Below are 8,546 nucleotides of genomic sequence, written 5' to 3'. Positions count from 1 at the left end.
AGCCAGCGCAGGCCCTCCCCGACCCGCTCCCGGTCCCCGGCGGCCTCCCGCAGCTCCAGCGCGGCCCGGCGGGCCGAGACCGCCTCGGCCGACAGCCCCGACAGGTAGCACTCCACCGAATAGGCCTCCAGCAGGCCGGCGCGGGCCGCCGGGGGGACCAGGTCGGCGTGGGCCAGCACCGCCCGGTAGTGCCCGACGGCCTCCCGGTGGGCGGCGACCGCCGCCGCCTGCCTGGCCGCCGCAGGGGCGTACCGCAGCACGGCCTCGGTGTCGCCGGCCTCGCGGGCGTGGTGGACCAGCCGGGCCACGTCGACCTCCCGCCTGGGCGCGTCCGCCAGCACCTCCAGGACCCGCCGGTTCAGCTCCCGGCGGCCCAGGGTCGACAGCGACCCCTCCACCGCCTGCCGCAGCAGCTCGTGGCGGAACCCGGCCGCCTCGGAGTCCACCACCAGCAGCCCGGCGGCCGCCCCCGCCTCCACCGCCGCCGGCGCCGGCCGCAGCGCCGCCTCCAGCAGCCACAGCTCGGCCCGGGTCGGGACCACGGCGACCAGCCGTACCACCTCCTGGGCGCCGGCCGGGAGGCGGGCGAGGCGGGCCAGGACCAGGTCGCGGACGGTCATCGGGACGTCGGCGTCGGCGGCGGCCAGGACCTCGGTGACCAGCAGGGGGTTCCCGCCGGTGAGGGCGCGCAGCCCGGCCGCCGGGCGGCCGGCCCGGCGGGCCAGCTCGGCCACGGCCGCCTCGGACAGCGGTTGCGGCCGCAGGCGGTGCACCACCCCCTGGGGGAGGGTGCCCAGGACACCGGGGAGCGGGTGGTCGGCGCCCACCTCGTCGTCGCGGTAGGTGACGATCAGCATCGCCGGGGTCCGCTCCAGCCGGCGTCCCAGGAACACCAGCAGGTCGAGGGTCGCCTCGTCGGCCCAGTGGGCGTCCTCGACCACGACCACCGGCCGCGGCGGCTGGGCCAGCTGGTCCAGGAACGCCGCGAAGACGGCCTCCCGTTGCCCCCCCGAGGCGAGCAGGTCGGCCAGCCGGCCGCCCGTCTGCCTGGCGATGTCGTGCAGCGGCCCCAGCGCACGGGGCGTGAGCAGCGGGTCGCAGGCTCCAAGCAGGAACCGGGCGTCCGCCGGCCGCCGCTCGGTGAACCGCCTGACCAGCGCCGACTTGCCGATGCCGGCCTCGCCCGCGAGCAGGACGACGCGGCCGCCGTCCACCGTCGCGGCCAGCACACCGCTCAGCTCGTCCAGCAGCCCCGCACGTTCGAGCAGGTCCATCGCAGGGCGACGTTACGTCGATGTCGGCGGCTTGGCATAGCCTCGGGCCATGGACGTCAACGGGATCACCCTGCGGCAGTTCCACGACGCCGAGGGCGTCGAGGACTGGCGGGTGGTGGGCGACGGCGCGTGCGCCTTCTTCCGCACCGGGTCGTTCGCGGCCGGCGTCCGGCTGGTGCGGGCCATCGGCGAGCTGGCCGGCCTCGGCGACCACCACCCCGACGTCGACCTGCGGCACGAGGGCGTGACCGTGCGGCTGCTCACGGTCACCGACGACTGGTACGGGCTGAGCGAGCGCGACCTCGAGCTGGCCCGGCGGATCTCGGCCCTGGCCCGGGAGCAGGGCGTCCCCGCCGACCTCTCCATGGTGCAGTCCGTCCAGGTCTCGATCGACGCGCTCGTCGGCGCCGACGTGCTGCCGTTCTGGCGTGCCGTGCTCGGCTACGAGTACCGCGCCGACAGCCCCGACGAGGACCTGGTCGACCCGCGCGGCCGCGGGCCGTCGTTCTGGTTCCAGCAGATGGACGCCCCGCGTCCCCAGCGCAACCGCATCCACGTCGACGTCTGGGTCCCGTACGAGCTGGCCGAGGCGCGGGTCGCGGCCGCCGTCGCCGCCGGCGGCCGCCTGCTGACCGACGAGCACGCCCCGGCCTGGTGGGTCCTGGCCGACCCCGAGGGCAACGAGGCCTGCGTGGCCACCTCGATGTCCCGCGACTGAGCGGACGGGCTCCTAGGGGCGCCGGAACGCCTGCCGCTCGCGCTCCACCGGGAGGCGGCGGTCGCAGCCCTCCAGGTGGTCGTTGACCAGGCCCATCGCCTCCATGAAGGCGTAGACGGTGGTGGGGCCGACGAACGCCCAGCCGCGGCGGCGCAGGTCCTTGCTCATCGCCGTCGACTCCGGGGTGCGGCCGAGCTGCAGGAGGGCGGCGTGGTCCAGGACCGCGGGGCGGGCCGCCGGGCCGGGCTCGAACCGCCAGACGTAGGCGGCCAGGCTGCCGAACTCGCCCGCCAGGTCGGCGTGGCGGCGGGCGTTGTTGATGGTCGCCTCGATCTTGGCCCGGTTGCGGACGATCCCGGGGTCGGCCAGGAGCCGCTCGATCTCCCGGGGCCCGAAGCGGGCCACGGCCGGCGGGTCGAAGCCGGCGAACACCTGCCGGAAGCGCTCCCGCTTGCGCAGGATCGTCAGCCAGCTCAGCCCCGCCTGGAACCCCTCGAGGCAGAGCTTCTCGAACAGGCGGCGGTCGTCGGCGACCGGCCGGCCCCACTCGCTGTCGTGGTAGCGGCGGTACAGCGGGTCGCCCGCGGCCCACCAGCAGCGCGCGACCCCGTCGTCGCCGGCCACGACCCCGTCGGGCGGGCCCGCGGGCACCTGGTCACCTCCCATGGCCATGCCTCCGGATCAGCGCGCGAATCACCCGGTCAGAGTGCGGGCAGGTCGCCCTGGCCCAAGGGATGGTAGGGCGGCGTGGACCACCGGGCGAGCGAGGGAGGGTGCAACGCCGGACGGGCTGATGGGCTACCGGACCCCCAGCATCGACCGGATCGCCGCCGAGGGGGATGCGCTTCACCGACTCCTCCGGCGAGCAGAGCTGCACGGCCGGGGCGGTCGTCGAACACCGGGAGAAACCGGCACCTCCCACCTCGGGTTCCGCTGCATCGTCCGCCGCTGACGGGGTATGCAACCGGAACGGACGTCGGCGGGAGGACCGAGATGGCCACGAAGAAGCAGGTCGAGGCGGCCAAGCGCAACGTCAAGAAGGCCCAGAGCGGGGCCAAGCGGAAGCGCTCGATCGCCAACATGCCGGCCAAGACCCGGACCGCGCTGGGCAAGCAGGGCGCGGCCGTGGCCAAGCGCAAGCGCAGCGGCGGGTCGTCGCCCAAGACCCGCCAGGAGCTCTACGAGGAGGCGAAGCGGCGGAACCTGCCGGGCCGCTCCAAGATGGGCCGGGACGAGCTGGCCCGCGCCCTCGGGCAGAAGTAGGCCGTGGCCGACGAACACCTCGCCAGCTGGAACGACGGGCCCGCGGCGACGGCGATCCGGGAGTTCGTGGAGCGGGTCACCACCGAGGGGTCGCCGGAGTTCGTGCCGCCGGACGAGCGGGTGGCGGTGTTCGACAACGACGGCACCCTGTGGTGCGAGAAGCCGATGCCGATCGAGCCCGGCTTCATCCTGCAGCGGCTGGCCGCCATGGCCGAGGAGGACGCCTCGCTGCGCGGCCGCCAGCCGTGGAAGGCGGCCTACGACAGGGACTACGGCTGGCTGGGCGACGTCATCACCAAGCACTACCACGGCGACGACAGCGACGTGAAGGTGCTGCTGGCCGGGATCCTGCAGGCGTTCGCGGGCATGACCGTCGACGACTACGGGGCCGCCGCCCACCGGTTCCTGGTCGCCGGCCGGCACCCGACCCTGGGCCGCGCCTTCCACCACTGCGGCTACCGGCCCATGATCGACCTGCTCGGCTACCTGGCGGCCAACGGGTTCACCAACTACATCGCCTCGGGCGGCGACCGCGACTTCATGCGGCCGGTCACCCAGGCGATCTACAACATCCCCTCCGAGCGGGTCATCGGCACCAGCAACGCGCTGCGCTACGAGCCGGACGAGCACGGCGGCTCGGTCGTGTACGAGGCCCAGCCGGACTACTTCGACGACGGCCCGGTCAAGCCGGTGCGGATCTGGAGCCGCATCGGGCGGCGGCCGATCGTGGCCGCCGGGAACTCCAACGGCGACATCGAGATGCTGCGCTACGCCGGCGGCCCGTCGCGTCCCGGGCTGCGGCTGCTGGTGCTGCACGACGACCCCGAGCGCGAGTTCGACTACGTCGCCGGGGCCGAGCGCGCCCTCGAGGAGGCCAAGGCCCGGAGCTGGACGGTCGTGAGCGTCAAGCGCGACTGGGCGACCGTGTTCGGCTAGGGGTCGCGGCCCTCCCAGGTGGTGATGCAGGCCTCGTTGCCCTCGGGATCGGCCAGGACCCAGAAGGCCGGGGCCTCGGCGTCGTAGACGACGACGCCGCCGGCGGCCAGGGTGGCCTGGATGCGGCGCCGGGCCTCGTCGTGGGGGACCGAGACGTCGATGTGGATGCGGCTGCGCTGGGGACGCGGGGCGTCCATCTGTTGGAACCAGACCGCCGGGCCCTGGCCGACGGGGTCGACCAGCGGATCCTCGGGACCCGAGCGCCCGGGCTCGTCGGTGTAGCCGAGGACGGCCTTCCAGAACGGTCGGACGGCGGCGATGTCGAGGGCGTCGATGGCCACCTCCAGGACCTGGACCGACCTGGGACCGACGCCGGCGAGCCCGGGATCGGTCGCCAGCCCCATCCCGCCGGCCGCCTCCGATATCCGCCGGGCCAGCTCGACCTCGCGCGCTGTGACCGACGCGCTGACCCTGGACTGGAGGATCAGGACGACCAGGTCGGGGCGGACGTCGATCGAGAGGCTCCCGTCGGCGTCGTCCCCGCAGGCGGCCACCATGCGCGCGGCCACCTTGGCGGCCTCGGCCAGCGAGCCCACCGGCAGGGTCGTGCGCAGCGTGCCGAGGACGTAGCGCCAGCCCAGACCGCTGACCGCGTCGGAGGCCTCCTGCCGGCGCAGCGTCCTGGCCTCGTAGACGACCAGCTCGGCCTGCTCACCGTCGACCTCGCCCATGCGCCGGTCGTGGAGGTGCATGCCGGCCTTCTCCATCACCCGGCGGCTGGCCGTGTGCCCGACCAGGGTGTCGGCCAGCACCCTGTCCACCCTGGGGTCGGCCAGCAGGTGGGCCAGCAGCGCCCGCAGCGCCTCGGTGGCGTACCCCTGGCCCCAGCTCGGCTCGACCACCGTGTAGCCGACCTGGGCGGTGGCGCCGTCCAGGCCGGCGCCGATCTCGCCGACGACGGCGCCGTCGGCCTTGCGGACCATGAAGTAGGGGCCGAACCCGCCGCTCGCGCCCGGCCTGGCCCCGGCCACCATCTCCAGCACCTCGACCGAGAACCGGGACGGGTAGCCGGGGGCGAGCGTCACGCCCTCGGGGGTGCGTCCCTCCAGCAGGGCCCGGGCGACCTCCTGGTCGATGGGGCGCAGCACCAGCCGGCCGGCGTCGAGCTCCATGGCCGGCTCAGCCGACCCGGTCGAAGGGCCAGCCGGACACGACGGCCTGCATGGGGCGGCCCTCGACCTCGGCCTGGAAGGTGACCCGGTCCGGGCTGTCGGGGTCGTCGCCGAGGCGGAAGCCGCCGCCCGGGACGGGGGTCAGGGGCTCCTCGTCGCCTTCGGGCCAGACCAGGACGAGCCCGTCGCCGCCGGCCGCGGGGCGGACGACGACCTGGGGCAGCCACGGGTTCCAGGCGGCGTAGGTCCCGGCCAGCGCGGCCAGCTCGGCGGGGAGGTCGCGCGCCGGCGCCGGGGACGCCGGTGGGTCGCCGGCCGGCTCGGGAACGTCGGCCGGTGGGTCGGGGGGCAGGTCCCGGCCCAGGGCCGCCGCCCGCAGCAGGGCCAGGCCGTGCTCGACCACCGCCCAGGCGCTGGCCTCCTCCGACGGCGGCCGCCAGGGCCCGTTGCCGAGGGCGACCACGCCGACCCCGGTCTCCGGGCAGCCGAAGGCGTAGCTGCAGTAGCCGGGGCAGTCGCCCTGGTGGCCGACCCGGCGGTAGCCGTCCTGGTCGTCCAGCTCGACGCCGAGGCCGTACCCGTAACCCCCGTCGGGAATCGGCAGGACGGGCGTCAGCATGTCCTCGCGGGCGGCCGGGGCCAGCAGCGGCGGGTCGCCGGCGACGACGGCGCGGAGGAACCGGCCGAGGTCGGGGGCGGTGCAGAGGGTGGCCCCCGACCCCGCCGCCGTCGGCACCCAGGGGGCGGGGACCATGGCCCCGCCGGCCAGCCGGACGTGGCCGGTGGCCGCCCGGGCCTGGGCCTCGGCGGTGGTGACGGCCTCCGAGCCGGCCATGCCGCAGGGGTCGAGCACGTGCCGCCGCACCGCCTCGGCATAGGAGGAGCCGGCGACCCGTTCCAGCACCAGCCCGAGCACGGCGTAGCCGACGTTGGAGTAGCGGGTCTTCTCCCCGGGCGGCCACCCTGGCGGGGTGTGGGCGAGGGCGAGCGCCTCCAGGTACGGCGACGGTGAGCCCTCCATGCCGGTGACGATCCCGGCGGTGTGGCCCAGCAGGTGGCGCACGCTGATCGGCCCGAACGGGGTCGCCAGGGGCAGCCAGGGCAGGTGCTCGTGGACCGGGGCGTCCAGGTCGAGCCGGCCCGCCTGGTGCTCGCGCAGCAGGGCCGCGGCCGTCATCGCCTTGCCGACCGAGGCCACCGGCATGAGCGCGTCCGGGGTCAGCGGCCGGCCCGAGGCGACGTCGGCGACGCCGACGGCCAGCTCGCGCCGCCACCCGCCGGGGCCGATCAGCCCGACCGCCAGGCCGGGCAGGGCCCCCGGCAGGGCGAGCCACCGGCTGGCGAACGCCGTCAGCCGCTCCGCCGCCGCCTCCAGCGCCCCCTGTCCGCCCACCCGCACCCGCTCCCCTCGCCGCCCGCCGGACCGTATGATCGCCGGGATGTTAGGGTCGGCGCATGGGAAATTTCCCCCTTCCCGGGATGGGCCGGGCCGTGGTCGCGGTGCCGGCGCCCGGCGCCGGGCCCGGCTGGTGGGCCGGCGCCTCCAGCGCCGCGCCGGACGGCGAGGGGGGGTTCGTGGTCGGCTACCGGGTGCGCAACGGGCACGACGGGATCGACCAGACGGTCGTGGCCCGCTCGTCCGACGGCGAGACCTTCACCACCGTGGCCACACTCGACCAGGCGCGCTTCGGCGCCCAGTGGATGGAGCGCCCGGCGGTGGTCCGCACCCCCGAGGGACGCTGGCGGCTGTACGTCTGCTGCGGCACGCCCCAGAGCAAGCACTGGTGGATCGAGGCCCTCGAGGCCGCCGACCCCGAGGGCCTGGCCGCGGCCGAGGCCCGCCCGGTCTTCCCCGGCGACGAGCGGATGGCCGTCAAGGACCCGATCGTGCAGCTGCGCGACGGGCGCTGGCACGCCTGGATCTGCTGCCACCCCCTTGACGTGCCCGGAGCCGAGGACCGCATGAGCTCGGCCTACGCCACCAGCGACGACGGCTGGTCGTGGGACTGGCACGGCACCGTCCTGAGCGGCCGCCCGGGCGCCTGGGACGCCCGCGGGGCCCGGCTCACCACCGTCCTCAGCGACGGCCGGGCCGCCTACGACGGCCGCGCCTCGGCCGAGGAGAACTGGTTCGAGCGGACCGGCCTGGCCGCCGCGACCGGCCGGGACGGCCGCTTCGAGCAGGCCGAGGGCCCGCCCGTGGCCGACGTCCGCTACCTGGACGTCCTGCCCCTGCCCGGCGGCGGCCACCGCATCTGGTACGAGGCCCGGCTGCCCGACGAGCGCCACGAGCTGCGCACCGAGCACGTCGGCGGCTGACCGTGGCCGGGGTCGCCGGGCCCGCCCCGCAGCCGTGGGCCGAGCCGGGGTGGGCCGCCCAGGCCGGGGCCTGGCTGGCCGCCGAGATGGAGCGGCTGGGCCGGCCCGTCACCGGGCCGCTGCGGGAGGTCCGGTCCTGGGAGCTGGCCTGCGTCCTGCAGGCGCCGACCACCGCCGGGGACGTCTACCTCAAGGCGAACGCGCCCTCGCCCGCGTTCGTGAACGAGGGCGTGGTCATGGCCACGCTGGCCCGGCTGTTCGGCGACCTCGTGCCCGCCCCGCTGGCCGTGGAGGCCGAGCGCGGCTGGCTGGTGCTGGACGACTTCGGCGAGGAGCTCGGCTGGGACGTGCCCGCCGAGGTCGTCGAGGAGGTGGCCCGCACCTTCGCCCGGCTCCAGGTAAAGGCCACCGCCCACGTCGGCCTGCTGCTCGCCGCCGGCGTCCACGACCGCCGCCTGGGACGGCTGGCGGCCGAGGCGGCGGCCTGGCTGCCGGCGCTCGGGGCCACCGCGGCCGGCTCCCCGGGATCGACCGGGCCACCTGGCTGTCGGAGGACGAGATGGCCGCGCTGGCGGCCGCCGTGCCCCCACCAGGCGGTCAGCTACCGGTCGATGGCCGCCGGGCTGCGGTCGCCGGTCGACCCCGACCTGGCCCAGTCGACCGCCTGGTGGCTGCGGCGGGTGCTGGCCGGGCTCGACGTCGGCGGGGCGTGACCGACGGCACGTCCGCGCTGTGCCGGCCGGCACAGCCGAGCCGCCGCCGCCGCAGGAGACTGGCGGCGGATGCACCGTTGGAAAGGCGGGGGAGATGGAACTGGAAAGCAAAGGGACCGAGCTGCCGGAGCTGATCGCCTGTCCCGAGATC

At 76.1% G+C, this 8,546-nt stretch carries 9 protein-coding genes and 1 pseudogene; 5 read left to right on the top strand and 5 right to left on the bottom strand.

Going from position 1 to position 8,546, the window contains the following annotated elements; all coding sequences use genetic code 11:
- The coding region (locus VF468_12400) for an AAA family ATPase (protein HEX5879095.1) at positions 1-1,274 on the bottom strand (1,274 nt) is incomplete at its 3' end.
- A gap of 49 nt (positions 1,275-1,323) precedes the next feature.
- Here VF468_12400 and VF468_12395 point away from each other — a divergent pair.
- A complete protein-coding gene (locus VF468_12395; protein HEX5879094.1) occupies positions 1,324-1,992 on the top strand; it encodes a VOC family protein in 669 nt (222 codons plus the stop codon).
- Positions 1,993-2,004: 12 nt separating this feature from the next.
- Here the strand turns inward: VF468_12395 and VF468_12390 are convergent, their stop codons facing one another.
- Entirely contained in the window at positions 2,005-2,658 is a 654-nt protein-coding gene (locus VF468_12390) for a DNA-3-methyladenine glycosylase I (protein HEX5879093.1), read from the bottom strand.
- Between the two features lie 327 nt (positions 2,659-2,985).
- Here VF468_12390 and VF468_12385 point away from each other — a divergent pair, with 327 nt between their 5' ends.
- Positions 2,986-3,255, top strand: a complete 270-nt coding sequence (locus tag VF468_12385) for a plasmid stabilization protein (GenBank protein HEX5879092.1) — start codon at positions 2,986-2,988, stop codon at positions 3,253-3,255.
- A gap of 3 nt (positions 3,256-3,258) precedes the next feature.
- The gene (locus VF468_12380) at positions 3,259-4,191 is read left to right on the top strand and encodes an HAD family hydrolase (protein ID HEX5879091.1); all 933 of its coding nucleotides are present in this window, start codon (positions 3,259-3,261) and stop codon (positions 4,189-4,191) included.
- Here the strand turns inward: VF468_12380 and VF468_12375 are convergent.
- From VF468_12375 to VF468_12365, 3 genes and pseudogenes are all read right to left on the bottom strand, one after another.
- Complete coding sequence (locus VF468_12375) at positions 4,188-4,922, bottom strand: VOC family protein (GenBank protein ID HEX5879090.1); 735 nt, start codon at positions 4,920-4,922, stop codon at positions 4,188-4,190. The genes VF468_12380 and VF468_12375 overlap by 4 nt on opposite strands.
- Before the next feature lie 27 nt (positions 4,923-4,949).
- Positions 4,950-5,363, bottom strand: a pseudogene (locus tag VF468_12370) (GNAT family N-acetyltransferase).
- Between the two features lie 7 nt (positions 5,364-5,370).
- Positions 5,371-6,762: a serine hydrolase domain-containing protein gene (locus VF468_12365; protein HEX5879089.1), complete on the bottom strand. Its 1,392-nt coding sequence runs from the start codon at positions 6,760-6,762 to the stop codon at positions 5,371-5,373.
- Positions 6,763-6,818: 56 nt separating this feature from the next.
- Between VF468_12365 and VF468_12360 the strand changes: the two genes are divergently transcribed.
- Together VF468_12360 and VF468_12355 are read left to right on the top strand one after the other, a co-directional pair.
- Positions 6,819-7,682: a hypothetical protein gene (locus VF468_12360; protein HEX5879088.1), complete on the top strand. Its 864-nt coding sequence runs from the start codon at positions 6,819-6,821 to the stop codon at positions 7,680-7,682.
- Between the two features lie 2 nt (positions 7,683-7,684).
- Positions 7,685-8,395, top strand: a complete 711-nt coding sequence (locus VF468_12355; GenBank protein ID HEX5879087.1) for a hypothetical protein — start codon at positions 7,685-7,687, stop codon at positions 8,393-8,395.
- Positions 8,396-8,546 lie beyond the last annotated feature (151 nt).

Source organism: Actinomycetota bacterium, assembly GCA_036280995.1.
In the GTDB taxonomy this organism is placed as follows: Bacteria; Actinomycetota; CALGFH01; order CALGFH01; family CALGFH01; genus CALGFH01.
Note: the sequence above shows the minus strand (reverse complement) of the source record. Positions and strands in the feature narration are given on the sequence as shown.